The following is a 25,674-nucleotide window of genomic DNA, read 5'->3' on the forward strand; positions in this document are numbered from 1 at the left end:
TTGACCGCCCATCGCAAGGTGATAGCTCTCAGTAGGGCAAAGGTCCTAGAAGATGGAATATAAGGAGTAAATAAAAGAAAATGATGGACGATCCAGAAGTGATTGCCTCGGAGGCAATCATCGATAACGGTCGTTTCGGACAGCGCACGGTGCGCTTCGAAACTGGCCTACTCGCCCAACAGGCTGCCGGCAGCGCGCTGGCTTACCTGGATGATGAAACCACGGTTTTATCCGCCACTACGGTAGGGAAAAACCCGCGTGACCAGTTTGATTTCTTCCCCCTGACTGTTGATGTGGAAGAACGTCAATACGCTGCCGGACGCATCCCCGGAAACTTCTTCCGGCGCGAAGGCCGTCCCGGCACCGAAGCGATTTTGGCCGCTCGCCAAATCGACCGCCCGCTGCGCCCCTCCTTCGTAAAAGGGCTGCGCAACGAAGTACAGGTAGTCGAAACCGTACTGACCGTACACCCCGACGATGCCTACGATGTGCTGGCCATTAACGCCGCCAGTATGTCCACCCAGATTTCCGGTCTGCCCTTCTCTGGGCCGATCGGCGGTACCCGCATATCCCTAATCGATGGACAGTGGGTAGCATTCCCGCGTTACAGCGAAATGGAGCGCGCCACCTTCAATATGGTGGTTGCCGGCCGGGTGATTCAGACCGCTGACGGTGGCGAAGATGTCGCCATCATGATGGTAGAAGCCGGTGGCGGCGAGGGCGCCTGGGATCTTATCCAGCAGGGACAGACTGCACCTACCGAAGATGTAGTAGCCGCTGGTCTGGAAGCCGCCAAGCCCTTCATCAAGGAACTGTGCCGCGCACAAGCACAGGTAGCGGCCAAGTGCCAGAAGGAAACCCTAGAGTTCCCGCTGTTTAAAGACTTCGAGGACGAACACTGGGATGCCGTAGCTGAAAACTGCCGTGAACAGCTCGACCAGGCGGTACAGATCGCCGAGAAACTGGAGCGGCAAGACCGGGTTGACGAAATCAAAGACCAAATGCTCGCCGACCTGGAAGAGCGCTTCCCCGAAGGTGAGAAAGAGCTGAAAGCAGCTTTCCGCGCCCTCGAAAAAGAGTTAATCCGTACCCGCACCCTGAACGAGGGCGTGCGTATGGATGGACGCAAACCGAACCAGATCCGCTCGCTATATGCGCGCGCCGGAGTGCTGCCCCGCCTGCACGGATCCGCGATTTTCCGTCGCGGCGAAACCCAGGTGCTGGGGGTAACCACCCTGAATATGCTGCGCATGGAGCAGCAGCTAGACAACCTGGGGCCGGAGACTCGCAAACGCTATATGCACCAATACAACTTCCCGCCCTACTGCACCGGCGAAACCGGACGCGTAGGCAGCCCCAAGCGGCGGGAAATCGGGCATGGCCACCTCGCAGAAATGGCGCTCGAGCCGGTACTTCCCTCCCGGGAAGAGTTCCCCTACGCTATCCGCCAGGTATCCGAAGTAATGGGCTCGAACGGCTCCTCTTCCATGGGCTCGGCTTGCGCCTCCACGATTTCCCTGCTGAACGCGGGCGTTCCGCTAAAGGCGCCGGTCGCGGGGATTGCCATGGGGCTAATGAGCGAGCCGAACGAGGACGGCACCACCAAGTACATGACCCTCACCGATATTTTGGGAGCCGAGGACGGCTTTGGGGATATGGACTTCAAGGTGACTGGTACTCGGGACTTCATTACCGCCCTACAGCTGGACACCAAACTGGATGGTATCCCCTCTGACGTGCTGAAAGGTGCGCTAGCTCAGGCGAAGGAAGCCCGCCTAGAAATCTTGAACCTGATTGACCAGGCGATTCCGGAACCGGACGAGATGAGCCCCTACGCTCCGCGCATCATCACCGTGCAGGTACCGGTAGACAAGATTGGCGAGGTCATCGGGCCCAAGGGCAAGATGATTAACCAGATTCAAGAGGACACCGGAGCCGAAGTTGTGATCGAGGACGACGGCACCGTCTATATTTCCTCTGCTGACGCCGAATCCGCCGAGGCCGCCCGGGCAGCAGTGAACGCGATTGCTAACCCGCAAATGCCCGAGGTAGGGGAACGTTTCGTAGGAACCGTGGTAAAGACCACCTCCTTCGGGGCGTTCATTTCCCTGACCCCCGGCAAGGACGGACTACTGCACATTTCGCAGATCCGCCGCCTGGTAGGGGGCAAGCGCATCAACCAGGTCGAGGACGTGCTAAACGTTGGTGACCAGGTGCAGGTAGAGATCGAAGAGATTGACGAGCGGGGCAAGCTCTCGCTGGTCGCAGTCCTGAGCGAAGAGCAAGAAGCCGAGCTAGCCGAAAACGAGGCTAAGCAGGAATCTCGCCGCTCCGAGGACGCAGATCGCCCGCGCCGTTCGCGGAACCGCACTCGCCGTCACCGCAACAATCGCCGAGATGACCACCGCGATGATCGCCGCGATGAAGAAGCAGCTGACGATGGCGAATAATCGCTAAAACAAGTTGGCGAGGGCGAGATAATCTCGCCCTCGCCTCCTTTAATTTTCAGAAAGTCAGTATCAATGCGTAGATTCTTGGACCTGGTAGTCGCCGGGGTGGGGCTTTTTGTCTGCCTGTTTTTCGCCCTCGTTTTAGTGGCAGTTTCTGCCCATAGCGAGGCAGGACTGTTACAGATATTCACCGCGTTCCTGGCATTAATTTTTGGGGCGATTACCTGTGCCTTCCTGCTAGTGTTCTCAGGTATACGCCTGGTGTTCAAACTAGCTCCTCGCCGCTTTTGGGGGCGAGCACTGATAGTGGCGCTAGTAGTCACCCTCCTCACCTTGATTTTTGCGTTTGCTAGCGGCAGTGCGCAGGCACAGTTACTAAGCCTGGCGCTAGGGATTTTCAGCGCCCTTACTTTGACAGAGTTTCTTTGCGCTTTCGCCGTCATCCCCGCTAGGGGGCAGGAAGTATCGAAGAAACAGCTCAAGGGCGAACGCGGCGCTACCAGCCCGGCGCAGCTAAACTAAAGCAACTGCAAACACTTATAGAGGACAAAATGTCGGATAAAAACTATTATGAACTGCCGCTTTCCGCAAAGGCGCCGCGCCTCACCATTAACGAAGGTGAAACCCTGATTGAGCGTTCAGTACTCCCCGGGGGTATTCGCCTGATAACCCAACAGGTGCCGGCCTCGCCCTCAGTAGTGCTGGGATTTTGGATACCGGCAGGTTCGCGCGATGAAGGTCCGGATCATTTGGGATCTACCCATTACCTGGAACATTTGCTGTTCAAAGGGTCGGTTACCCGCGATGCCCGGGAAATCTCGCGGGCATTCGATGCGGTAGGAGGGGAACTAAACGCCGCGACCGCCAAAGAATCCACGCATTATTACTGCCGGGTGCTCTCCCGGGATCTACCGATGGCGGTAGAAGTACTCACCGAAATGTTGGTGCGTCCCACTTTGGCGCCCGCAGATTTCGAACTAGAACGCGCAGTTATCCTTGACGAACTGGCCATGTCGCAAGACGATCCCCAGGACGTGTGTTATGAAAAATTCCTGGGGCAGCTTTACCCCACCTCGCCTTTGGGGCTGCCGGTGGGTGGCACTGCGCAAACCGTGGCGGCCACCCCCTTAGAGGCGGTGAAAGCCCATCATCAGCGCTGGTACCAGCCCCGGCACCTGGTGGTTGCGGCCGCCGGCGATATTGATCATGACCGCCTGGCTCAGCTAATCCTTGACGCGGCGCAGAAAAACAGATGGGAACTGCCCAGCGGTACCGATCCGGAAATTCCGCAGCGTCCCCAGCCAGATTCTGCCGTTCCCTCCAGCGACACGGTAGAAAAAACGGTGGAACAGGGGCAAATAATTATTGGAACCCGTTCCCTGCCCGCTAACCACCCCCAGCGCGACACGCTCAGTTTGTTGCTAACGGTGTTATCTGGGGGAATGTCTTCCCGACTTTTCCAAGAAATCCGGGAAAAACGGGGACTGGCTTACTCCACCTATGCTTTTGACTCCGCATATAGCGATAGCGGATCCTTCGGCCTCTACGCCGGGTGCGCCCCCGATAACTTGGAGCAAGTGGGGCAACTACTGGTGGCGGAACTAGAAAAACTCGCCGAGCAGCCCGTGGGAGAACTGGAACTTTCTGAGGCGTTAGGTCAGCTCAGCGGGGGAGTGCTGCTAGGTATGGACGATAACCGCGCCCGGATGTCCCGCTTGGGACGCTCGGAAGTAAATGGCGGGCGCCTGCGCACTATCGAGCAGATGAATGCGGCTTTGCAAGAAGTAACCGGAGCCGATATTTCCGCTTTGGCGGGGCAATTCCTCGGCTCACCACAGGTAAAAGTCGTGGTACGCCCGGCGGTGGCATAAGCTGAACGGGTGAAGCTAAAGAAACTTTTTCCGATTATTGCCGCTGCAGCGTTGTTGAGCGGGTGTTCCCCCTCCGCGCAGCCCTCCTCCCATGAGAAAAGCACCAACCCCAAGGTAACCAGCTCGGTTTCTAAACCGGTGACTACCCCTGCCAGCCCGGAAACCCCCACGGTGGCGTTCACCCCCAAAGATAACCTCAGTGAATCGCAGAACTCGTTCGTGAAGCAGGTTATGGAAAAGAACCACTATGACCAGCGGACTGCGGAACTGGTGCTAGGGCCCGCACAGTCGCTGTGCGGACTGCTAGATGCCAAGCAACCCGATTCTGAAACCAATAAACAGACTTTGTCCGATATCTACAACAAGGTTGATTCTGCTGAGCTGCGGCAAGAATGGTACAACAATCTGCAAATTGCGGGGCAAACCCTCTGTACTGATAAAGCGGAGATTATCAGCGCCAATAAACCCGAGGGAGTGAACTAGATGGCAGCAAAACTCGCGGTTGCGGTAGTAGGGGCTACCGGGCGGATGGGGAAAACCACCTGTCAAGCCATCGAAGAATCCCCGGACCTGCAGTTAGTGGCGCGGCTGGGCAGTAAAGATGAAATCACTGCCGAAAGTTTGGCGGGATCCGAGGTAGCAGTGGAGTTCACCGTTCCCAGCGCCAGTTTTGCTAATACCGCGGCGATTTTGCGCGCCGGAGCCCATGCGGTAGTTGGTACCTCTGGTTGGGACGCGAACGCACAGGCAAAAATCCGGGAAGTAGCTAGCGAAAACGGACGTAACGTATTGATTGCCCCTAACTTTGCGCTCTCAGCGGTGTTAGTGATGGCATTTTCCCGCCTGGCGGCACCTTTCTTTTCCTCTAATGAAATCGTGGAAACCCATCATCCTCAGAAACTGGATGCCCCCAGCGGAACCGCGCTGGCAACCGCGCAAGCAATGGCGGCGGCGCGGCAAAAAGCCGGGGTACCTACCGCTCCCGATGCCACTACCACCGACCCCGAGGGCGCGCGGGGTATGAAAGTTGGTGACGTAGGGATACATTCCCTGCGGGTGCTCGGTGCTAATGCCCACCAGGAAGTAATCTTGGGTAACCTTGGGGAACAGTTGCGGCTGCGCACCGACTGTTTTGATCGTTCCTCGTTCATGCCAGGAGTGCTGCTGGCTGTCCGCAAAGTCGGCTCTGCCCAGCCGCTGACAGTCGGGCTGGATAAAGTCATGGAGTTAGGGATTTAAAGTGACGGTGCCACCTGCCGCTCAAGATGCGGTGCGCTTAGCGAAAAGCGAAGATATGCCGGCGTGGGGGCAGATACAGGCGCAAGCCATGCGGGCAGATTTGCAATCTCATTTGGGGCAGGTTGGTCCGCAAACCCTAGCGCTGATTGATCCCGGTGAAATCGCGGGGGCTTGGCGGCAGGCACTGGAAAATCCGCCCTCGCCCAAGCATCACTTACTCTCGGCAATATCTGGAAGCCAGGTAGTGGGGTTAGCGGCGATAGCGCCCGCCCCCAAAATGCTGTTTAAGCCGAAACAGTCGCCACTGGCTGGCAAAAATGCCGATGCCGAAATCGTGGCGCTAGAGGTCTCCGATTGGGAAAGTGAACTGGATGCTGCCTCCCGCCTGGTTAATGCGGTCGGCGATATGTTGCGCCTATCCGGGGCTAACCGGCTGCAGATTTGGTTAGCTGCCGGAGCCCAAGAAAAAATCCGTTTCTTTTCCGAATGCGGGTTCGCTCCTGCGGGGCTGCGGCAAGGCCTAAAAGTAGGACACGAATCCATGGTGCAGCACCTGTGGTTTACTGATCTTTAACCCCTTTCCGCCCGCTTACTGGACGGAAGAATTACTGCCAGGTCAGGGCAGGTAAAGTAGAAGTATGAGTAACGTAGAGCATACTTTTCGCTTAGCAGGTCCGGTTGGGGTAGCGATGGTCACCCCCTTTCACCCCGATGGCTCCGTCGACTATGACGCCGCCGGAAACCTGGCAAAACACCTGGTAGAACAGGGAATCAATAACCTGGTGTTATCGGGTACCACCGGAGAATCACCTACTACTCACCTAGATGAAAAAGAGCAGTTGATTAAAGTTGTCCGCCAGGCAGTGGGGGACGATATTTTCATCACCGCCGGTGCCGGCTCTAATGACACGGAACATTCTGTGCGGATGGCACGCAGCGCCCAGGAGGCAGGGGCAGACGGGATTTTGCTGGTTAGCCCCTACTATTCGCGTCCTTCCCAAGAGGGGCTCTATCAACATTTTGCGAAAGTTGCCTCCCAGGTAGACCTGCCGATAACCCTTTACGATATTCCCGGGCGTACCGGGGTAGCTATCAGTGATGAACTGCTGCAACGCCTGGCAGAAATCGAAAACGTGGTGGCGGTAAAAGACGCCACCGGCAAAGTAGAAGTGGGCGCTCGACGCATCAATGAAACCGGTCTAGCCTTTTACTCTGGCGATGATGGTCTCAACTATTCCTGGCTCACCCACGGCGCAGTGGGGGTAATCAGCGTAGTCGCCCACGTGGCGGGGCGCAGCTACCAAAAAATGGTGCAGCTGGTAGAAAATGGAGATTACCAGGGCGCATTGCAGCTCTCCCTAGAGTTAGAGCCCCTGGTGAAAGCGTTAATGGGAGGGGGGCAGGGAGCCGTAATGGCCAAGCACGCCCTCGCCCTGCAAAAAGTTATCCCCTCCGACACCCTGCGCCTGCCGCTCGCTCCAGCCAGCGAAGAGGAAATCACGCAGCTGCGCGAGGCGTTGGAACGTTTCGGTCTGCTATAGAGTTTTCCGGACGCCTTCCTCCCGGTTTTTAGCACCAAGAGCTTCGGTCGAGCCTGTGCTTAGGGGTTACCCCCAGCTACTGGTCACCAAAGGACTATTCCAGTCCTAGTGCGCGCGCAAGTTTGCTATAGGGACGCAAAGTCGGAACAATTGGAAAAGTGAATCCGCTTTATCCTGAACTTTCTTTACCGCCAAAGCTAAAAGCTGGCACCATCCGCGTAGTTCCCCTGGGAGGTCTGGGGGAAGTGGGGCGGAATATGACCGTAATCGAGCTGAACGGCAAAATCCTGATTGTCGATTGCGGAGTGCTTTTCCCCGAGGAAATCCAGCCCGGCGTGGATTTAATCCTGCCGGACTTTTCCTACCTGCATGGACGCATGGATGACGTTGTTGCGCTGGTGCTTACTCACGGCCATGAAGACCATATTGGGGCGGTTCCCTATCTGCTGCGTCTGCGCGAAGACATCCCCATTTATGGCTCTCAGCTGACCTTAGATTTCTTGCGTCCCAAGCTGGAAGAACATCGCCTAAGCGCGGTTCACTTACATCAAGTCAGTGAGGGAGAGCGCATCGAGCTAGATAATTTTGCATGCGAATTTTTGGCGGTCACCCACTCGATACCCGATGCCCTGGCAGTAATGATCCGCACTAAAGCTGGAAACCTGCTGGTCACCGGGGATTACAAAATGGATCAGCTGCCACTAGATAAAAGAATCACCGACCTGCGTGGTTTTGCCCGTATGGGGGAAGAAGGCGTTGACTTGTTCCTCGTGGACTCCACCAATGCGGAAGTTCCCGGGTTTATCGCTCCGGAACGTAAAATCGGTCCGGTAATCCGCCAGGTGCTATCCGAATCCAGTGGGCAAGTAATCGTAGCCTCCTTTGCCTCCCATGTTCACCGGGTGCAACAGGTACTGGATGCTGCCCGCGCAGTGGGACGCAAAGTCTGCCTGTCCGGGCGGTCTATGGAACGCAATATGAATATCGCGGCTCAAGCCGGATACCTGGATCTGGATCCGGAAGTAGTGGTGCGTGCGGACGAACTGAAAAATCTGCCCCCACACAAGCGTGTGTGGATGGTAACCGGTTCCCAAGGCGAGCCCATGGCGGCGCTTTCCCGGATAGCCCAGGGGCAGCACCGCCTAGTGACCCTAGAACCAGAAGATACCGTGCTGCTGGCCTCCTCCCTGATTCCCGGGAATGAAAACTCGGTTTACCGGGTAATCAACGCCCTGATGCGTCAAGGGGCAAACGTAGTACATAAAGGTAACCGCGCAGTACACGTTTCCGGACACGCCGCCGAAGGGGAACTGCTATATACCTACAACATTGTGCAACCCAAGAATGTGATGCCGATTCACGGTGAAATCCGGCACCTAATCGCGAACGGAAAAATCGCCCAGGCTACCGGGGTGCCAGAAGAAAACGTGGCTTTGGCCGAGGACGGGGTAGTAGTCGACCTCAAAGATGGACAAGCGCGGGTAGTGGGGCAAGTTGATTGCGAATACGTATATGTTGACGGCGGATCCATCGGGGAAATTGATGAAGACCAGCTAAAAGACCGGATGACCTTAGGTGAAGAAGGCTTCGTATCGGTATTTGCGGCGGTAGATGTGCCTACCAAGATTATTGCGGCCGGTCCCCATATTACTGCCCGGGGAATGGCCGAGGATGAGGGGGTGTTTAGGGAAGTACTCCCGGACGTGACCGAGGCGCTGCAAAAAGCCCTAAATCAAGGAGACAGCGATCCCTATCGCTTACAGCAGGCGATGCGCCGCGCCCTGGGGCGCTGGGTAGCACGCCGTCTGCGCCGCCGCCCCATGATCGTACCGGTAGTTGTGGAGATTTAGATGGCAGTGGCGAGTAAAGAAAAGCTTACTACTTCCTGGCGTCAGCGAGTTCCTTCCTGGGTAGGCTGGGTATATACTATTGCGGCCCTGTTCTGCCTAGTAATGATCCCTTTGCGTTATACCGCAGGTTATGGTTTCGGGCTATTTTCTTTCCTGGTAATAACCGCTCTCGGGGTGCCATCTACCGATACCTTAGGCACCGCGGTGTTATTGGCTTTCTTGGCTCTGCTCTGTTTTTCCCGCAAGCGGATCGGAGTTATCGTCCTCATCGCGTTGCATTCTCTGCACGCGTTGCTGTGTCTGGTCGCGCTAATATTTTCTTTCTCCGACCCGGAAGTTGTCCTGATAGACCAGATAATCCTGGGGTCGCGGGTGGTAATAGCCTCGCTGATTCTGGCTATCTTATTCGCATCTGCGCGCAGTTTCTGGGGAAAAATCAATGCCCAATCCGCCTGGAAAGCTATTTTTGTTCTGTTAAGCGGACAGCTGCTAGTTTTTGGATTCGGCTTTGGTTTAGCACGCCTTATCGCCCCCAGAAGCTGGGTAAATAGTCCGCTGGCGCTATGGGTTTATGGCCGTATGTCCGGGGTGCCTCTACATCGCGGCCTCAATATCCGCTTCGCTTTTGCCCACCAGGGAGATTTCCGCGTCCTCGGTTTCTTCATCATGATGCTTTCTGGCCTGGTGATGCTGATTGCGGCCAATCGTTTCATCCTGGGGCAACGGGCAAAAGCCCGCACGCGCAGCGAAGATCTGGCTCTACGCGCCCTGCTAGTTAAATGGGGTAAAGATGATTCTTTAAGTTACTACGCGACCCGAGATAACCGGGCAGTGGTTTTCAGTGCCGATGGTGAGGCAGCAGTTTCCTACGGAGTGGCGTTGGGGGTGGCGCTGGCTGCCGGAGATCCTATTGGAGATCCCTCCGAATGGGATAACGCGGTTAAGCGCTGGAAAGAATACTGTTATCGTCAAGGTTGGGTGCCCGCGGTAATCTCTGCCAGCGCTCAAGGCGCACGCGTCTATCGCCGCCAAGGTCTAATGGTTCGCAAAATGGGGGATGAAGCCATCATCAGCCCCGACCGCTTTGAACGAAACTCCAGTGCCGGACGCGCCCTCGCTGCCGCACAAAGAAGAGTGGCGCGTGCGGGAGTAGAAATTGAGATTAGGAGACAAAAAGAGCTTTCTCCCGCCGAATTACGAGAAGTAGCCATGAGTGCGGAGCTGTTCCGCCGGGGCAATGAGCGCGGCTTTTCCATGAGCCTAGATAGGATGTTTGCTCCGCAAGAGGGAGAGCAACTGATTGTGACCGCGCGGGGCAGGGATGGACAATTGCAATGTCTGCTTACCTTCGTTCCCTGGGGGAAACGGGCGGTATCACTCAACTTGATGCGCCGGGCAGAAAATGCCGTTAATGGGGTAGTAGAAGCCATGGTTTTAACCCTGCTGCAACAGGGGTCGGAACAAGGCATCGAACGTTTTTCCTTGAACTTCGCAATGTTTAGGGAAGTATTTGTGGAGGGCGAGGCGGTAGACGCTACTATTAACCGTCGGCTCAAGCGAGCAATCTTCGTGAAAGCCTCGCGGGTGTGGCAGCTAGAGTCCCTCTATGAATCCAATGCCCGCTACAACCCCAAATGGTTACCTCGATACTTTTGTTTTTCTTCCGACCCATTAATGCCGTTATCACTGATAGCTGCAGGTATGTTAGAGGGATTCGTGCCGGCTCCCGCTGCCGCCTTGCAGGGGGAACCCTTCGATTGGGAAGTAGATAGTAAGTATCTGGCCGAGTTGGAATCACTGCGCAGCGAATATACGGCCGCCAAGTTACAGGTGAAGCTGAGCGAACAGCAACGCTCCCGGCGCGCGAAAGCGGAAAAACTTAGCGCGGCGGGAATCGAGTCCTTCCCGGCAGGTTTCGACTTAGGGATTCCTTTAGTACAGGCAAAAACCCAGGTAGAAACGAACCAAGGCGGGGAAGATGCCAAAGAGATCCGCAGCCTTGGCAGGATTGTGGCGCGGCGAAATCACGGAGGCGTGGTTTTTTGGGATTTACACTCCCAAGGCTGCTACCTGCAGGTGGTGCTAGAAAGACGAAACCTGACCTCGGAGCAGTTCGCTCATTTGCGCCTGCTGGACCTAGGAGATTTGCTGGTAGTCAGCGGCAACTGTGGGGCTTCCCGCAACGGTACCCCCTCGCTGATAGCGACAAGCTGGACGCTGGCAGCCAAAGCGCTGCGCCCCATGCCGCATCCCGCTGCCCGTCTGGACAGTGCTACTCGCACCCGCGAACGCACTATGACTTTACTAAACGATGCTACGGCGCTGCGCCGCCTCCAGGCGCGTTCACGGGCGTTAAGCGCGGTACGTAAAGAACTAATCGACCGGGGCTTCCTCGAGGTAGAAACCCCCATGTTGCAGGCAGTCCAAGGCGGAGCCAATGCCCGCCCCTTCGTTACCCACTCCAATGCCTACCAGGTAAATATGTTCTTGCGGATCGCCCCGGAACTGTATCTAAAACGCCTGGCAGTAGCGGGTATGGGCGCAATTTTTGAGATGGGTCGCTCCTTTAGGAACGAAGGCGCGGATGCTACTCACAACCCCGAGTTCACCTCCCTGGAGGTCTATAAAGCCGGCTCTGACTATCGAGAAATGATGACCCTAACCCGCGAGCTTTACCAGGCAGCCGCGCGGGCGATTCACGGTAAAGAAATTGCGCTGCGCCCGGTAAATTCGCAAAAAACCGCAGAAGGTAGCAGCGATACCGAATTCGAGGAAGTGGATATTTCTGGCCAGTGGCGGGTGATCTCGGTTTTTGAGGCAGTGTCCCAGGCAGTGGGTACCTCAGTTACTCCCGACACCAACGAGGAAACCCTGCGGGCATTATGCGCCCAGCACCACCTCACCCCGCCTCCCGGCGCTACCTGCGGGACTTTGATTGGCAGTCTCTATGACGAGTTAGTGGAGGCACGCACGGTAGAGCCAACTTTCTACTGCGACTTTCCGGTTGATTCTTCTCCGCTTACCCGCCGGCACCGCAAAGATCCGCGCCTGGCAGAACGTTGGGATCTGGTGGCTTTCGGCATGGAGCTAGGAACTGCCTACAGTGAACTCACTGACCCACGTGATCAGAGGGAACGCTTTACTCAGCAGTCGCTCGCGGCAGCAGCTGGTGACCCGGAAGCCATGAGCCTGGATGAAGACTTCTTGAACTGTCTGGAACTGGGAATGGCACCCCTGGGTGGATTGGGGTTAGGTATGGATCGGATGGCGATGATGCTGATGGGATGCGATATCCGCCAGGTACTGGCATTCCCGTTCGTCAAACCACGGAATTAACGGATGATTTAGGCAGGAAAAGATGACAGTAGAAAACAACAAGTTAGTTTCGGTAGCAGCGGTGGTGTTAACCCTGCCCCTGAAAATGCCACAGCTGCCCGAGCGGGGGACTACCGTCCTCGGCACCGCGCAGCGTCCAGGAGTAGGCGAGGCCGCCGAAGTGATGCTGGCTGCTGCCCGTCAGGGAGTATCGGTAGTTAATATGTCTTGTCTGGGAACCGGCCCCAATTCCACCCAGGCCAGGCAGGTACTCAGAGAAGCAAAAATCAAGACTGAAACGGTGGAAGTAGTTGGCGATATCGGGATGAAAATCCAGATGATTGAGGCTGGCGGCTACTATGCATCAGTGCTAACTACCGGGGTGGAAGTGGATATTTCCAGTCGGGAACTGGACAAAGTTCCAATGCACCCCGGGGACGTAGCTTATATTTCAGCGGGGGATCTCACCCACACTTCCTATCGCACGGCGCTGGCCAATTGGTTGCCCACTTTGCCAGAGCAGGTAAAGGTGGTGATGGCGGCAACCCCGCAAATCTCCCAAATCGATCCGCAGTACGTGTCAGAAGTTTTACCTTATGTGAATGTGCTGACTTGTAACGAACATGAGGCTCGTTTCTTGCCGGGGTCTGTTGGTCACCTTAGCAGCGGGTATGTGGCGGAAAAACTGCCCGCAGCTGCCTGGGTAGTAGAAAGAATCGGATCCTACGGAGCAAAATTGATAGATGCCCAGCGGGAAACCATGATTCCTTCAATCAGTGTGAAAGTCGCGGATACTTTAGGGGTGGGAGCAGCCCATACCGGGGTGTTGTTAGCGGAATTGGTTAAAGGGCGAGAGCCCTCCCAGGCGCTTGCAAGAGCCAATGTTGCCGGGGCGTTGGCAGCCGGGAAAGCAGGAAACGACACCTGCCCGGGGATTGCAGAAATCGAGCAGCGCCTTAGCGAAGTCAAGATATACCGCTAAGCGGATAATAATAGGAATCTAAACTGCGTTGAACAGCTATTTTAGGTGGTTACGGCGTGGCTGTCTGCCACTTTTAAGCCTGGAAAGGTAAAGTGCCAGTGTTATGGTAGCGAGAAAAAACAGTAAGAAACAGAACTCCGACGCTCCGCTGACTGATAGTTCGCGCGTGCGCGATGGGGGAGCTTTCCTACTTATCGCCCTGGCCACGATGTCGGCTTTAACCGAATGGTTCTCTATGGATGCCCTCGCTACTCGAGTATTGCATCATCTAGCTGCCGGTTTGCTGGGCATCTATAGTGTTATCGCCCCGTTAATCTTGGTGGGGGCGGCAATTAGCCTGTTCCGTAACCGGGATCCGGAGAACTCTCAGCTACATATATTGTTGGGGGCAATCGGGATAGGAGCCGCCATAACCGGAATCACCCATGTAGCTTGCTCTAGCCCGGCTATCAGCGATTTTATGGCAATTGAAAAATCGGGCGGTATCTTGGGATGGCTATTTGGGCATCCCTTGCAGATTCTAGTTTCCCCGGTGGGAGCGGTAATCCTGCTGGTATTACTGGGAATCTATTCTTTACTAATCGCCACTAACACTTCTCTGGCTAGCGCTTTCGGGGCATTGCGCGCCCTGGGTGAGCGAATCAAAGAGAAAATTTCTCAAGAGGAAGAAGCCTCTGAGGAAGAAGAAGCCGCGGGGAGCGGCAATCACGACCAAGGGGAGGAGGTACCTCCCACCCGGCGGCTCAAGCGTTGGGAACGGATGGCGGCTGCCACCGAAAATCAAAATCAAGAGGATACCGAGCCTGCTACCAGCGTTTTACCCCCGGAAGATACCTCCTCGGAACCGAAAACACCTGTGCGCACCAGCCGTTTGAAACTACCGGTGGATGCGGAAGAAACCAAGGTTTTAACCCCGGAGAAAACCGCAGATAAAGCTGCAGATGCTAAAGGGCAGTCCAGTGAGCAAACCGAACTGTTACTGCCGGGGGCTGGCAACAGCGGGATGAAACTAGCCGATGGACAAACGTACGAGCTTCCCGGGGAAGAACTGCTGGTCAAAGGGAAGCCCCACAAAGTGCGCTCGGAAGCTAATGACCGGGTAGTAGCCGCTTTGGAGGAAGTGTTCACCGAATTTGGGGTGGACGTGGCAGTTACCGGGTTTTCTCGCGGACCTACGGTTACCCGCTACGAACTGGAACTGGGGCCCGGGGTTAAAGTAGAGAAAATTACTAACCTGAAAAATAATATCGCCTATGCGGTAGCCAGTGCGGATGTGCGGATTTTGTCCCCGATTCCCGGTAAGAGCGCCATCGGAATCGAAATCCCCAATACTGACCGCGAAATTGTGGCGCTCGGCGATGTGCTGCGCTCGGCGGCGGCGCACCACTCCACCCACCCGCTGATGGTAGGGGTAGGTAAAGATGTCGAAGGCGGATACGTGGTCACCAACCTGGCCAAGACCCCGCACCTGTTAGTGGCGGGAGCAACCGGATCTGGTAAATCATCCTTCGTAAACGCCATGATTACCTCGCTGTTGATGCGAGCCACCCCGGAGCAGGTGCGGTTGATTCTAGTTGACCCCAAGCGGGTGGAACTCACCATTTACCAGGGGATTCCCCATCTTATTACCCCGATTATTACCGACCCTAAGAAAGCGGCAGAAGCCTTGGAATGGGCGGTTAAAGAAATGGATCACCGCTACAACGATATGGCCAATTTTGGGCATAAACATATCGATTCTTTCAACCAGGCGGTGCGGGAAGGCTCGGTGGTACCCCCTCCGGGATCTGAACGGGAAATCACCCCCTATCCCTATCTGTTAATCGTGGTAGACGAGTTAGCCGATATGATGATGGTTGCTCCCCGCGATGTCGAGGCTTCTATTCAGCGCATTACCCAGTTGGGGAGGGCAGCCGGAATTCACTTGGTGGTGGCGACCCAGCGACCTTCAGTGGATGTAGTTACCGGTATTATCAAAGCCAATATTCCTTCCCGGCTGGCCTTTGCTACCTCCTCAATCACGGATTCGCGCACTATTTTGGATCAGGGGGGCGCCGAAGCCTTAATCGGTCAGGGCGATTCCCTCTACCTGCCCGCCGGAACCGCAAAGCCCATGCGGATTCAAGGTGCCTGGGTGGGCGAGGACGAGATTCAACGGGTAGTAGACGCGGTGAAAGCACAGGCCAGCCCAGAATACCGCGAGGATGTAATCGTCAAGGAAGAGGATAAACCAAAAGTTGCTGAAGATATCGGTGACGACTTGGATGATCTGCTAGAGGCGGCGCAACTGGTGATAAATACCCAGTTAGGCTCTACTTCCATGTTGCAACGTAAATTGCGGGTGGGGTTTGCTCGTGCCGGAAGATTGATGGATTTGTTGGAGTCTCGAGAAATCGTAGGGCCTTCCCAGGGTTCTAAAGCCCGGGAAGTGTTGGTTTCTCCCGAGCAGTTGCCCGAGGTATTAGCTATGTTACGCGGGGAAAATCCCCCGACCCCGGAAGTAGATTCCTCCCCGGCAGAGTTAGCAGGGGGCGAGGAAGAGCCCACCTTAGAGGAAGTGGAAGCAGCCAGCGACGAGGACGCGTGGGAGCTTACCGGACGCTAAGCACCTATAACGCGCCTTTAGAGCGAAAAAATCTATTAGGGTAGTAGATGATGGAAAGCAAAGAGAAGCCCGCTGCTTTTTCGGAAAAGTGGCGGAAAATTATCCCAAACCTGCTGACAGTGGTGCGGATTATCCTGGTGCCGGTGTTTATTGCCCTGATGATAGTCCAATTTATGCAGGGGACAGTAACTTTACTGATTATTGCGCTGGTGGTGTTCTGCCTGGCTGCTTATACCGATCATTTAGACGGTAAATTGGCGCGCCGTTGGCAGGTAGTCAGCGATTTTGGGAAACTGGTTGACCCGATTGCTGATAAAGCCCTGATGATTTCGGCTTTCGTTTTACTTTCTTTATTCCAGAACCTGTGGTGGTGGTTTACCGCCGTAGTGATTATTCGAGAGGTCGCGGTTACCCTCTTGCGGATGTATCTGCTGCGTTCTGGGGTAGTATTACCGGCTTCTAAGGGTGGGAAAATCAAAACCAGCCTGCAGATTCTAATGGTGTTCTTGTGGATGTTGGCCGGGATTTGCTACCCCTTCAACACCCAGGTGGGTGTGGTCATTATGTATTTGGCGATCGCCGCCCTCATCGCCGCGTTCGTCGCCACCGTACTTTCTGGAATGGTCTATTTCCTAGATGCCCACGATAACCGGAAACAACAAGTAAAAACTGTCGGGAGCAGCGAAAACGCTGAAAAGGATGCCTCTGAAGCGGAAACGGAAGCAAGCGAAAAGCGCCTGGAAGATACCACTAGCCAGACCGGTGAGAAGGCTGCTGCCGAAAAAACCTCGCAAGTAGAGAAGGAAGAAGACGCGGAAGACAGTGCAGACCAGGAAGAAGATGATGAGGACGACGAGGACGACGAGCTGGTCGATGACTTTGTAAACTTCAAGAAGACTTGGATACCGCGGATTAAGAACAATACTAAGCCTCAGGAAACAGCGGACGCGAAAGCAGAAAAGCTAGAGGCTAAATCCTTAGAGGAAGAAACCCCGGTGTCCGAAAAGCCTGCGCCGCAGATTGAGAAGCCGGATCAAAGTGAGAACCACCCGGCGTCTTCGGCGGAGGATAGGCATCAGGTTAAGTTCCCCTCGCGCCGACAAAGGCGCGAGCAACAAAAAGCGCAAGAAAAACAGAGAGCAGCAGCGAAGGGGGAGGTAGCTGAGGAATCCTCGGAAAGTTCTATCCCGCAGGTAAAGGTAGAAATCCCGGATTTATCTGCTAGAGCAGCTGCCGTTACGAATAGCGAAGACGCCCTCGCCGATGATAATCGCGCGGAGGAAGAAACTAGTGCCGCAACCAGTCCTGGACCCAAAGCGGAATCCCCGGCGCCTCGCTTTGCTCTTAGTCGTTCCGAGATGCGCCGGCGGAAGAAAGAAAAATAAAGGAAAGCCAAATAGGTCACTTGTGTGTGAACACTGGCACTTTTTTCGCTTAAGGGGAATGAAAAAATGGGCAGTGGTGTTGAAATGAGTGTGAATGAAAGACAGTATCGAAGGGAAAGCGCTGCGGGCGGTTCCAAGCCTGCGGGCGTCCAGCAAGTTGGGGGATATGCTATGGATATGACAGATAAAGATACGGGGAACAAGACTCCCTTGCTACGCGAAGAAATCGGGCAAGTTTTGCGGATGGTACGCCGTTCCCAGGGGCGTACGCTGCGGGAAGTTTCTACCAGTGCCCAGGTGTCTTTGGGCTATCTATCCGAAGTAGAGCGGGGACAAAAAGAGGCTTCCTCGGAATTGCTGGCTGCTATTTGTAAAGCCCTCGAGGTGCCGATGGCAATGGTACTGCGGGAAGTATCTTTGCGGGTAGCAGTGGCCGAAGGGCTATCGGTACGGCGCCAGGTTCCGGAAGTACCGGTACATTCGGTAGTCTAGCCAGGTGAAACGCTCTGAATTCGATAACGCCCTGAAAGCTGTCTTTGGGCAGGCTTTCGGGGCGTCGCTTCTTTTTGATCTTTATTTACCGGATTTGCATGCCACTCCGGCTCAGGCCTTAGCGCAGGGCAAAGATCCTCAGCAGGTTTGGGATTTCTTGCTAGAACAGACTGATAGTGACCCCGACTTGCGTTTCATCCACCGTGCTGACCGAAGAACTTTGAACGAACTGACGCGAAAAGGGCTGCTAAGAGGGGATAGTGGTCAGCTTACCCGCGACAAGTAGCTCGGGGTGGGACTTAGATTTTACGAAGCTAGCCGCCTTTTCCTGGCGCTTTTTTCGCTGTTTTATTATCTCTCGGCGTTTCATTTGTCGAACATCTGTTCGCTAGGTAGAGTTGTACCCAGACGCGCAGTCAGCGATATTTCCCCCAGGGATTATCGCCAAACTGTAAATCGTATTTGGTCGTACGTAGCGTTAGCTTGGCTCCTCGGAGAGGGGAATCCCAAGCCAATAATAACCAGGCCAGACTATTAACCGTTCGGAGAGAACCAGAGAGGATCGAAACCATGGCGAAGAAGACCGCAAAACGGCAGGTAAATGCAGGTGGAAATCGTGAGCAAGCTCTAGATATGGCCTTAGCTGCGATTGATAAACAGTTCGGAAAAGGCTCAGTGATGCGCCTAGGGGAGAACACCCATCGCCAGGTAGAGGTCATCTCTACTGGTTCTGTGGCTTTAGATATCGCCCTGGGAGTTGGCGGCTTGCCGCGCGGGCGTATCGTAGAGATTTATGGTCCGGAATCCTCTGGTAAAACTACGGTGGCTTTGCACGCGGTAGCAGCCGCGCAAAAAGCCGGCGGGAATGCCGCTTTTATTGACGCCGAGCACGCCCTCGACCCCGAATATGCCAAGAAGCTGGGGGTGAACACGGACGAGCTGCTAGTTGCCCAGCCCGACACCGGGGAACAGGCACTAGAAATCGCCGATATGCTGGTGCGTTCTGGGGGTATCGATATTTTAGTTATCGACTCGGTAGCCGCCCTGGTTCCCAAAGCGGAAATCGATGGGGAAATGGGAGACTCCCATGTAGGCTTGCAGGCTCGGCTAATGAGCCAGGCGCTACGGAAAATGACCGGGGCGCTCTCGGCCACCGGCACCACCGCGATTTTCATTAACCAGTTGCGGGAAAAGATCGGGGTTTTCTTTGGCTCTCCCGAAACCACTACCGGTGGTAAGGCACTGAAGTTCTATGCCTCAGTCCGGATCGATGTGCGCCGCATCGAAACTTTGAAAGATTCCTCGGGGCCGATTGGTTCGCGTACCCGGGCAAAAGTGGTAAAAAACAAGATGGCGCCACCTTTCAAGACCGCCGAGTTCGACCTGATGTACGGGGAGGGGATTTCCCGCGAAGCCTCCATAATTGATTTGGCAACTGATCTGGGAATCGTGCGCAAATCGGGAGCCTGGTACACCTACGAGGGCGACCAACTGGGGCAAGGAAAAGAAAACGTGCGGCAATATCTGAAAGACAATGCCGAGCTTGCAAATGAAATCGAAGAAAAGATTCTAAAAGCGGTGGGGATTATCCCTGAGGAAGATTCCGAGGACGCCGGGGACGCGGCTGACGATAGCGCGAACTAACCAACACTAAATCCAAATGGTTAAATATCTCGACCCCGAAAATGATTTTGGAGCCCCTCGCCGCCGGAAACAAAACCCGGATCTGGCGGCGAGGCGGCAAAAAAATGCCCAGCTACCCCGCGAAGAAGCCCTAGAAGCAGCACGGGAATCCGCGCTGCGGGTGCTAGATCGCACCGCTGCCTCAAGCGGGCAGATTCGTCAAAAACTCACTAAAGCGGGTTTCTTGCCGGAGATCGCCGAAGAAATCGTCAACCGGTTTTGTGAAGTGGGGTTGCTAGATGACCAGGCCTATGCGGCGATGTTAGTGCGTACCCGTTTTCAGGAGCGAGGGCTAGTGGGCAGGGCGCTAGTTCAAGAGCTGAACCGGAAAGGGATAGCCCCCCATCTGCAGCCAGAAGCATTAGCACAGATTACCCCCGAGCAAGAGGCAGACAGTGCCCAAATGTTGGCGGAAAAGAAAGCTCGCTCGCTGGGAAATGTTACCTATCCGCAGGCGATGCGGCGCCTTGGTGCTTTCTTGGCGCGTAAAGGTTATTCGCCTAGCCAGTGTCGCCAGGCCACCAACGCGGCACTGGCGGATAGAGAGTTTGAAAACAAGTAAGGCGCGGCGACCTCGTGCCATGATGGAAGTATGAATCAAGAACTAGATGCGCTGGCGCGCCGCCTGCAAGAAATCCTCCGTGAAAACCGTTACAGCATTGCCTGTGCGGAATCCTTAACCGCCGGGCTGGTATGCGCTACTCTCTGCGATATTGCGGGTGCCTCCGAGGTGGTAGCCGGGGGAGTCACCACTTATCAAACTCGCACTAAGAGTGAAGTCTTGGGAGTTTCGCGGTCTCGCCTACAAGAGACCGGAGCGGTAGATCCGGTGGTAGCTGAGCAAATGGCGCAAGGGGCAGCGAAATTGTTTTCCGCTGACGTCGCCCTCGCCACTACTGGGGTAGCTGGTCCGGGCAGCCAAGATGGACATAGAGCTGGTACCGTGTTTATCTCGGTTACTACTCCTGCCGGAGGCGCCACCACGGAACTTTCCTTATCTGGGGATCGCAACCAGATTCGTTTGCAAACGGTTGCTGCCGTCTTAGAGCTGGCTATCGGGGCTTTAAGTTAAGCGCTGTCTTTATGCCTGGATTTCCTCAGGTAACCTAGAAGCGTGGCATACGATTACGAAGAGCAACTTGGCAAGGCGCAAACTACCTTAGAGAAGATTCGGGCGGTCACCGATCCCGAAAAGTTAGGCGCTCAAATAAAAGAGCTGGAAAAAGCCAGTGTTGACCCTAACCTGTGGGATGACCCTGAGCGTGCTCAACAAGTAACTTCCCAGCTCTCGCACCTAAAATCCCGACTAGACCAGGTAAAACGGCTAGAGCAAAGCGTCGAGGACGCCCTAACTCTGCAAGCGATGGCGGGGGAAGAACTGGGCAGTGACCGGGAAGAAATTTTGGGAGAGCTGCGCACCCTACTAGAAAAATTGAACAAAGAACTTGCTGACCTAGAGGTACAAACTCTGCTTTCCGGAGAATATGATGAGCGCCGGGCAGTAGTTACTATTCGGTCTGGAGTGGGGGGAGTAGACGCCGCCGATTTTGCGGAAATGCTGCTGCGAATGTACTTGCGTTGGGCAGAACGACACGGCTACCCCACCCAGGTAATGGATACCTCTTATGCAGAAGAAGCAGGCATAAAATCTGCCACTTTCCAGGTAGACGCGCCTTATGCTTATGGGACTTTATCGGTAGAGGCCGGAACCCACCGCTTGGTGCGACAAAGTCCTTTCGATAACCAATCCCGGCGGCAAACCTCTTTTGCGGCGGTAGAAGTGATTCCTCTGATTGAATCCGATGACCATATTGAGATTCCCGAATCGGATTTGCGAATCGATGTTTTCCGCTCTTCCGGTCCGGGTGGGCAATCGGTAAATACTACCGATTCGGCGGTGCGGATGACCCATATCCCCACCGGCATCGTGGTTAGTATGCAAAACGAGAAGTCCCAGATTCAAAACCGGGCGGCAGCGCTTCGGGTGTTGCAGTCACGGCTATTGCAACTGCGTCACGAGGAAGAACAAGCCAAGAAAAAGGAGCTCGCCGGGGAAGTAAAAGCCTCTTGGGGGGATCAAATGCGCTCCTACGTGCTGCACCCCTACAAAATGGTGAAAGACCTGCGTACTCTGGAAGAATCATCCCAGGTAGATGCGGTACTCGATGGAGATATTGACGCTTTCTTAGATGCGGGGATTCGCTGGCGCAAAGCCCAGGAAGAAAGTGAGAACTAGCACGTCAAGGCACTAAGCCCCCTTTAATCGGCGTGTGAGCGCAAATGCCCAGCCTCTAGGCGTTAAGTTGGGCATTGCCGGAAGCTTCCAACACACGCTAGGGGATGCATGATTACTTTTGACGACGTATCGATGGTTTACAAGCGGGGTGCTCGCCCTGCTCTAGACCATGTGAGTACCAATATCGAGCGGGGAGAGTTTGTATTCCTGGTGGGTAAATCGGGTTCCGGAAAATCAACTTTCCTGACCATGATCTATCGAGAGAATCGTCCTACCCATGGAAAAGTTACGGTACTAGGTAAGGACGTGGGCAGACTGTCCCGGTGGAAAGTACCAAAGCTACGCCGCCAGATTGGTACCGTGTTCCAAGACTTCCGCTTGCTGGAAAATAAATCGGTGCAGGCGAATGTGGCTTTGGCGATGCAAGTGATTGGAAGACCGCGTCATGCCATAAAAACCGAGGTGCCACAGGTATTGGCACTGGTGGGACTAGAGGGCAAAGAAAAACGCATGCCCTATGAACTGTCTGGTGGCGAGCAACAGCGAGTTGCGATTGCCCGCGCAATGGTCAACCGTCCCGAGATTTTACTGGCCGATGAGCCCACCGGGAACCTAGATCCTAAAACGTCTCTAGGAATTATGCGGCTGCTGGATCGGATTAACCGTGCCGGTACCACCGTGGTGATGGCAACTCACGACGATGAAATCGTTGACCAGATGCGCAAACGGGTAATCGAGTTGGTAGATGGGAAAGTAGTGCGCGACCAGGATCGCGGCGTGTACGGATCGAGTCGTAGCTAGGAGAAAAAATGCGTTTGCGGTTTATTCTCGGCCGAGTATTTTCCGGTCTGGGACACAATATGGCGATGACCATTTCGGTGGTGCTAGTAACTTTCATTTCCCTACTGTTCGTAGGGGTGGGCGGTCTGGCGCAAATGCAGATTGCTGCGATGCAGAAGGAATGGTACGCCAAGGTGGAAGTGAGCGTATATATGTGCGCTCAAGATGACCAGGTGGCTAATTGCAATGGGCAGGCGGCTACTAAACGGCAGATTCAAGACGTCAAGGACGAACTGGATCGGGGTACCTTGTCCCGCTATGTGGATCATTACGAGTTCCAAAATCACCACCAGGTGTATGCGGATTTTCAAAAACAGTATGGCGACACCACTTTGGGGGAAGCCACTAAACCGGAAATGTTGCCGCAGGCTTTTCGGATAAAAATGAAGGATCCTTCCCAGTACGAGATCGTTTCTGCCCAGTTATCGGGGCAGCCGGGGGTAGAACAGGTACAAGATCAGTCACAGCTGGTAAAACCGTTAATGAATCTGTTTAGTCAATCTATGCGAATTTCGTGGGGACTAGCGGGGGTAATGGCGATTGCGGCAATCTTGCTAATCGTCACCACTATCCGGCTTTCCGCTATGTCACGGCAGAAAGAAACCGAGATTATGCGGATGGAGGGTGCATCCGGGCTGTTCATCCAGCTGCCCTTTATGATTGAAGGCGCGCTTTGCGCTCTTCTCGGGGCGCTGCTCGCCTGCGGAGCCTTATTCGCGGGGGTGAAATACCTGGTGCAAGGGTGGTTGCAAAAAACTATCCCCTTTATCCAGTTCGTAAATCTGCGGGAAGTGGCGATTCTCTCCGGGATTATTATAGCTGCTGCCCTGGTTCTTTCGATTATTGCTTCTATTGCTTCTCTAGCTAAATACGCGAAGGTATAACCATGTTTTTTAGGAATCGCTTCGGAAAAGTAGCCGGCACCGCCCTGCTAACGGGGGCGCTAGTGTTCGCGGGAGCGACCGGTACCGCCATGGCTTCCGACCGCAGCGACCAGGTTAGTAAAGAAAAGGCTGCCTCCGATAAAGCTGCCCAGTTACGTGCTTCTTTAGAGGACGTGAGTGCTGATTTAGCAAACTCGGTGATTGCCCTGGAAAATGCGAAAGATGCCCAACAGAGTGCGCAGGACGCTTATGACGAGGCGGTTCGGGTACAAGCTAGTGCCGCGCGGGAACAAGCCCAGGCACAAGATCAGCTAGAGGTGGCTACTGCTCAGCTAAAACAGGTTGAAAAAGCTTTAGCGACCTCGCAAGAAAAAGAGAGCGAAAACCTCAGTAATATCGGCAAAGTAGCACGCGAAACCTATACCAATCCTTCCTTGGGTGGGACTTTCGAATTTTTTATCTCCGATAAGAACAGCGGTGATTTAAGTACCTATGCACGCAATGCGCAACTGGCAGCCCAGATGCAATCCGATTCCTTAAAGTCGGTGCAGAACCAGATTGTGGGACAAAAGAATTCCCAGGCGGAACAGCGAGAACTCACCAGCCAGGTACGAAAGTTGAAAGCACAGGCGGACGCGGCTCTACAAGCCGCAGATGGTGCGAAAGCAGATAAACAGACAAAACTTGAGGAGTTAAATCAGACTCTGGATGAAAAGAAAAATCATGAAGCCGAACTAGAGTCTAAGAAGGGTGAAATCTCTAAGCAGTTAGAGGAGGCCGAAAAGGAACAGCAGGCGGCACGCGAGCGGATTGAGCAGATTGATGCGCAGAACCGCCGTTCGCAAGCTGGTGGCAGTGCCAGTAGCGGTAATGCTGGTAGTGGCAGCGCTGGCTTCACGACGGGAGGAATCTTCCAAGCTCCGATTAAAGGGGCGTTATATTTAACTTCACCTTTTGGGTATCGGATTCATCCGGTGACCGGGCAACGCCGTTTGCACATGGGTGCTGATATTGCGGCCGGCTGTGGATTACCGCAATATGCGGCGGCCAATGGGACTGTGGTTTCTACCCGCTATGAAGGCACCGGCGGAAACACAGTCACTATTAATCATGGGATGCTGGGGGGTAGTTCCTGGATTAGTGTTTACCGTCACATGACACAGTTTGCTACTAGCCCCGGAGCCCAGGTTTCCAAGGGACAACTAATTGGTTATACCGGCGCTACCGGCAGGGTTACCGGGTGCCACGTTCATTTTGAGCTCTGGAAGAACGGGTCAGTAATAAATCCCATTCCTTTACCCTAGTTTTTTGCGATAGCGTAGGAACGCTATGAGTAAGAAAGATAAAAGTCGCGGCGCGCAGGGTAAAAGTAATACCGGGGTGCGGATGATTGCGCGCAACAAAAAAGCGTTGCATGACTTCTTTATCGAAGATACCTATGAGGCTGGGCTGGTGCTCACTGGTACCGAGGTTAAGTCTTTGCGTATGGGGCGGGCTTCTCTAACCGAGTCCTGGGTAGAGATTGATCGCGGGGAGGCCTGGTTGCAACATGCCCATATCCCCATGTACATTAATGGCACTTGGTCGAACCACGCTCCGCTGCGTAAACGTAAGCTGTTACTGCATCGGCGGGAAATCGACAAACTTGCTGCCGACTCCACGGTGAAAGGCTATACGATTGTGCCTTTAGAGCTGTATTTTTCTGCCGGACGGGTGAAAGTAAAAATTGCGCTTGCTCGCGGCAAACAGGAATGGGATAAACGTCAGACCCTACGTGAACAGCAAGATAAACGAGAAGCTCAAAGAGCGATGAAGGATTGGAACCGGCGCTCTGCCCACGGGTAGGGAGCGGGATAGGAAAACCCTGATTTCCCGAACATAAGTGTTGGCGATAAAACGGGAAATAAATAACTCTCTGTTATCCGCTCCTCGAAGCAGGTAACAGAGAGTTTTTACTTTTGTTTTTAGTTAGCAGCTACGGCGGGCGCGAGCTTTCCGGCGGCGCATGCTGCGACGCTCATCTTCGTTTTTACCGCCCCACACTCCGGCGTCTTGATTGTTATCGAGAGCCCAAGCTAGGCAAATAGACTCTACCTCGCAGCGGGCACACACCATTTTTGCACGTTCAGCCTGGGCGATGGCCGGGCCGGTGTTTCCGATAGGGAAGAAGAGTTCGGGGTCTTCTTCTAGGCAGGCAGCGCGTGAACGCCAATCCATCTGCGTCTCCTTTATTAGTTAAAAATAAGTATCAAGTTTGCGGGTAACTGTCCGCATGGAACGCTGTCTTGGCGGGCAGCTCCT

General features: G+C 54.6%; 23 protein-coding genes. 22 read left to right on the forward strand and 1 reads right to left on the reverse strand.

What is annotated here, in order from left to right:
- Positions 1 to 83 precede the first annotated feature (83 nt).
- The 22 genes from BQ5456_RS08770 (at position 84) to smpB (ending at position 25,218) form a co-directional block, all read left to right on the forward strand.
- Complete coding sequence (locus tag BQ5456_RS08770; RefSeq protein WP_408056676.1) at positions 84 to 2,450, forward strand: polyribonucleotide nucleotidyltransferase; 2,367 nt, start codon at positions 84 to 86, stop codon at positions 2,448 to 2,450.
- Positions 2,451 to 2,522: 72 nt separating this feature from the next.
- Positions 2,523 to 2,972 (forward strand): hypothetical protein, encoded by a 450-nt coding sequence (locus tag BQ5456_RS08775; protein ID WP_071129638.1) that lies wholly within the window; start codon positions 2,523 to 2,525, stop codon positions 2,970 to 2,972.
- Between the two features lie 29 nt (positions 2,973 to 3,001).
- Positions 3,002 to 4,321, forward strand: coding sequence for a M16 family metallopeptidase (locus BQ5456_RS08780; protein WP_071129639.1), 1,320 nt, complete (start codon positions 3,002 to 3,004; stop codon positions 4,319 to 4,321).
- A 9-nt stretch (positions 4,322 to 4,330) separates the two neighbouring features.
- Positions 4,331 to 4,804: a hypothetical protein gene (locus BQ5456_RS08785; protein WP_071129640.1), complete on the forward strand. Its 474-nt coding sequence runs from the start codon at positions 4,331 to 4,333 to the stop codon at positions 4,802 to 4,804.
- Positions 4,805 to 5,560 (forward strand): 4-hydroxy-tetrahydrodipicolinate reductase, encoded by a 756-nt coding sequence (gene dapB / locus BQ5456_RS08790; RefSeq protein WP_071129641.1) that lies wholly within the window; start codon positions 4,805 to 4,807, stop codon positions 5,558 to 5,560.
- Position 5,561: 1 nt separating this feature from the next.
- Positions 5,562 to 6,134: a hypothetical protein gene (locus BQ5456_RS08795; RefSeq protein WP_071129642.1), complete on the forward strand. Its 573-nt coding sequence runs from the start codon at positions 5,562 to 5,564 to the stop codon at positions 6,132 to 6,134.
- Between the two features lie 64 nt (positions 6,135 to 6,198).
- Complete coding sequence (gene dapA / locus BQ5456_RS08800; RefSeq protein ID WP_071129643.1) at positions 6,199 to 7,101, forward strand: 4-hydroxy-tetrahydrodipicolinate synthase; 903 nt, start codon at positions 6,199 to 6,201, stop codon at positions 7,099 to 7,101.
- A 158-nt stretch (positions 7,102 to 7,259) separates the two neighbouring features.
- A complete protein-coding gene (locus tag BQ5456_RS08805) occupies positions 7,260 to 8,951 on the forward strand; it encodes a ribonuclease J (RefSeq protein ID WP_071129644.1) in 1,692 nt (563 codons plus the stop codon).
- A complete protein-coding gene (gene lysX / locus BQ5456_RS08810; protein WP_071129645.1) occupies positions 8,952 to 12,287 on the forward strand; it encodes a bifunctional lysylphosphatidylglycerol synthetase/lysine--tRNA ligase LysX in 3,336 nt (1,111 codons plus the stop codon).
- Positions 12,288 to 12,309: 22 nt separating this feature from the next.
- Positions 12,310 to 13,248 carry a PfkB family carbohydrate kinase gene (locus BQ5456_RS08815; RefSeq protein WP_071129646.1) on the forward strand — a complete coding sequence of 313 codons (939 nt, stop codon included), beginning with the start codon at positions 12,310 to 12,312 and terminating at the stop codon, positions 13,246 to 13,248.
- Between the two features lie 103 nt (positions 13,249 to 13,351).
- Positions 13,352 to 15,853, forward strand: a complete 2,502-nt coding sequence (locus BQ5456_RS08820; protein ID WP_071129647.1) for an FtsK/SpoIIIE family DNA translocase — start codon at positions 13,352 to 13,354, stop codon at positions 15,851 to 15,853.
- Between the two features lie 47 nt (positions 15,854 to 15,900).
- Positions 15,901 to 17,238 carry a CDP-diacylglycerol--glycerol-3-phosphate 3-phosphatidyltransferase gene (gene pgsA / locus BQ5456_RS10505; protein ID WP_071129648.1) on the forward strand — a complete coding sequence of 446 codons (1,338 nt, stop codon included), beginning with the start codon at positions 15,901 to 15,903 and terminating at the stop codon, positions 17,236 to 17,238.
- 171 nt (positions 17,239 to 17,409) lie between these two features.
- Positions 17,410 to 17,730, forward strand: coding sequence for a helix-turn-helix domain-containing protein (locus BQ5456_RS08830; RefSeq protein WP_071130015.1), 321 nt, complete (start codon positions 17,410 to 17,412; stop codon positions 17,728 to 17,730).
- 4 nt (positions 17,731 to 17,734) lie between these two features.
- Complete coding sequence (locus tag BQ5456_RS08835; protein ID WP_071129649.1) at positions 17,735 to 18,016, forward strand: DUF3046 domain-containing protein; 282 nt, start codon at positions 17,735 to 17,737, stop codon at positions 18,014 to 18,016.
- Positions 18,017 to 18,300: 284 nt separating this feature from the next.
- Positions 18,301 to 19,374: a recombinase RecA gene (recA, locus tag BQ5456_RS08840; protein WP_071129650.1), complete on the forward strand. Its 1,074-nt coding sequence runs from the start codon at positions 18,301 to 18,303 to the stop codon at positions 19,372 to 19,374.
- 16 nt (positions 19,375 to 19,390) lie between these two features.
- Positions 19,391 to 19,975, forward strand: coding sequence for a regulatory protein RecX (locus tag BQ5456_RS08845; protein ID WP_071129651.1), 585 nt, complete (start codon positions 19,391 to 19,393; stop codon positions 19,973 to 19,975).
- A 30-nt stretch (positions 19,976 to 20,005) separates the two neighbouring features.
- Positions 20,006 to 20,485: a CinA family protein gene (locus BQ5456_RS08850; RefSeq protein WP_071129652.1), complete on the forward strand. Its 480-nt coding sequence runs from the start codon at positions 20,006 to 20,008 to the stop codon at positions 20,483 to 20,485.
- 42 nt (positions 20,486 to 20,527) lie between these two features.
- Positions 20,528 to 21,649 carry a peptide chain release factor 2 gene (gene prfB, locus BQ5456_RS08855; RefSeq protein ID WP_071129653.1) on the forward strand — a complete coding sequence of 374 codons (1,122 nt, stop codon included), beginning with the start codon at positions 20,528 to 20,530 and terminating at the stop codon, positions 21,647 to 21,649.
- Between the two features lie 108 nt (positions 21,650 to 21,757).
- Positions 21,758 to 22,450 (forward strand): cell division ATP-binding protein FtsE, encoded by a 693-nt coding sequence (gene ftsE / locus BQ5456_RS08860; RefSeq protein WP_071129654.1) that lies wholly within the window; start codon positions 21,758 to 21,760, stop codon positions 22,448 to 22,450.
- Positions 22,451 to 22,458: 8 nt separating this feature from the next.
- On the forward strand, positions 22,459 to 23,373 hold the full coding sequence (gene ftsX, locus BQ5456_RS08865) for a permease-like cell division protein FtsX (RefSeq protein ID WP_071129655.1): 915 nt from the start codon (positions 22,459 to 22,461) through the stop codon (positions 23,371 to 23,373).
- Positions 23,374 to 23,375: 2 nt separating this feature from the next.
- Positions 23,376 to 24,677: a M23 family metallopeptidase gene (locus BQ5456_RS08870; protein ID WP_071129656.1), complete on the forward strand. Its 1,302-nt coding sequence runs from the start codon at positions 23,376 to 23,378 to the stop codon at positions 24,675 to 24,677.
- A gap of 25 nt (positions 24,678 to 24,702) precedes the next feature.
- Positions 24,703 to 25,218 carry an SsrA-binding protein SmpB gene (gene smpB / locus BQ5456_RS08875; protein WP_071129657.1) on the forward strand — a complete coding sequence of 172 codons (516 nt, stop codon included), beginning with the start codon at positions 24,703 to 24,705 and terminating at the stop codon, positions 25,216 to 25,218.
- A 123-nt stretch (positions 25,219 to 25,341) separates the two neighbouring features.
- On the opposite strand, the gene BQ5456_RS08880 is transcribed toward smpB, so the two are convergent.
- On the reverse strand, positions 25,342 to 25,590 hold the full coding sequence (locus BQ5456_RS08880) for a WhiB family transcriptional regulator (protein ID WP_071129658.1): 249 nt from the start codon (positions 25,588 to 25,590) through the stop codon (positions 25,342 to 25,344).
- Positions 25,591 to 25,674: the final 84 nt, after the last annotated feature.

The organism is Varibaculum massiliense (assembly GCF_900106855.1).
Classification (GTDB): domain Bacteria; phylum Actinomycetota; class Actinomycetes; order Actinomycetales; family Actinomycetaceae; genus Varibaculum; species Varibaculum massiliense.

Bases quoted from the DNA above. Each gene is read 5' to 3' on its own strand.
- BQ5456_RS08820 (WP_071129647.1), top strand. From the start codon at position 13,352: ATGGTAGCGAGAAAAAACAGTAAGAAACAGAACTCCGACGCTCCGCTG.
- BQ5456_RS08775 (WP_071129638.1), top strand. From the start codon at position 2,523: ATGCGTAGATTCTTGGACCTGGTAGTCGCCGGGGTGGGGCTTTTTGTC.
- BQ5456_RS08830 (WP_071130015.1), top strand. From the start codon at position 17,410: ATGGATATGACAGATAAAGATACGGGGAACAAGACTCCCTTGCTACGC.
- BQ5456_RS08850 (WP_071129652.1), top strand. From the start codon at position 20,006: ATGAATCAAGAACTAGATGCGCTGGCGCGCCGCCTGCAAGAAATCCTC.
- lysX (WP_071129645.1), top strand. From the start codon at position 8,952: ATGGCAGTGGCGAGTAAAGAAAAGCTTACTACTTCCTGGCGTCAGCGA.
- BQ5456_RS08845 (WP_071129651.1), top strand. From the start codon at position 19,391: ATGGTTAAATATCTCGACCCCGAAAATGATTTTGGAGCCCCTCGCCGC.
- BQ5456_RS08880 (WP_071129658.1), bottom strand. From the start codon at position 25,590: ATGGATTGGCGTTCACGCGCTGCCTGCCTAGAAGAAGACCCCGAACTC.
- BQ5456_RS08780 (WP_071129639.1), top strand. From the start codon at position 3,002: ATGTCGGATAAAAACTATTATGAACTGCCGCTTTCCGCAAAGGCGCCG.
- ftsE (WP_071129654.1), top strand. From the start codon at position 21,758: ATGATTACTTTTGACGACGTATCGATGGTTTACAAGCGGGGTGCTCGC.
- dapA (WP_071129643.1), top strand. From the start codon at position 6,199: ATGAGTAACGTAGAGCATACTTTTCGCTTAGCAGGTCCGGTTGGGGTA.
- dapB (WP_071129641.1), top strand. From the start codon at position 4,805: ATGGCAGCAAAACTCGCGGTTGCGGTAGTAGGGGCTACCGGGCGGATG.
- recA (WP_071129650.1), top strand. From the start codon at position 18,301: ATGGCGAAGAAGACCGCAAAACGGCAGGTAAATGCAGGTGGAAATCGT.
- ftsX (WP_071129655.1), top strand. From the start codon at position 22,459: ATGCGTTTGCGGTTTATTCTCGGCCGAGTATTTTCCGGTCTGGGACAC.
- pgsA (WP_071129648.1), top strand. From the start codon at position 15,901: ATGATGGAAAGCAAAGAGAAGCCCGCTGCTTTTTCGGAAAAGTGGCGG.
- BQ5456_RS08770 (WP_408056676.1), top strand. From the start codon at position 84: ATGGACGATCCAGAAGTGATTGCCTCGGAGGCAATCATCGATAACGGT.
- BQ5456_RS08815 (WP_071129646.1), top strand. From the start codon at position 12,310: ATGACAGTAGAAAACAACAAGTTAGTTTCGGTAGCAGCGGTGGTGTTA.
- smpB (WP_071129657.1), top strand. From the start codon at position 24,703: ATGAGTAAGAAAGATAAAAGTCGCGGCGCGCAGGGTAAAAGTAATACC.
- BQ5456_RS08870 (WP_071129656.1), top strand. From the start codon at position 23,376: ATGTTTTTTAGGAATCGCTTCGGAAAAGTAGCCGGCACCGCCCTGCTA.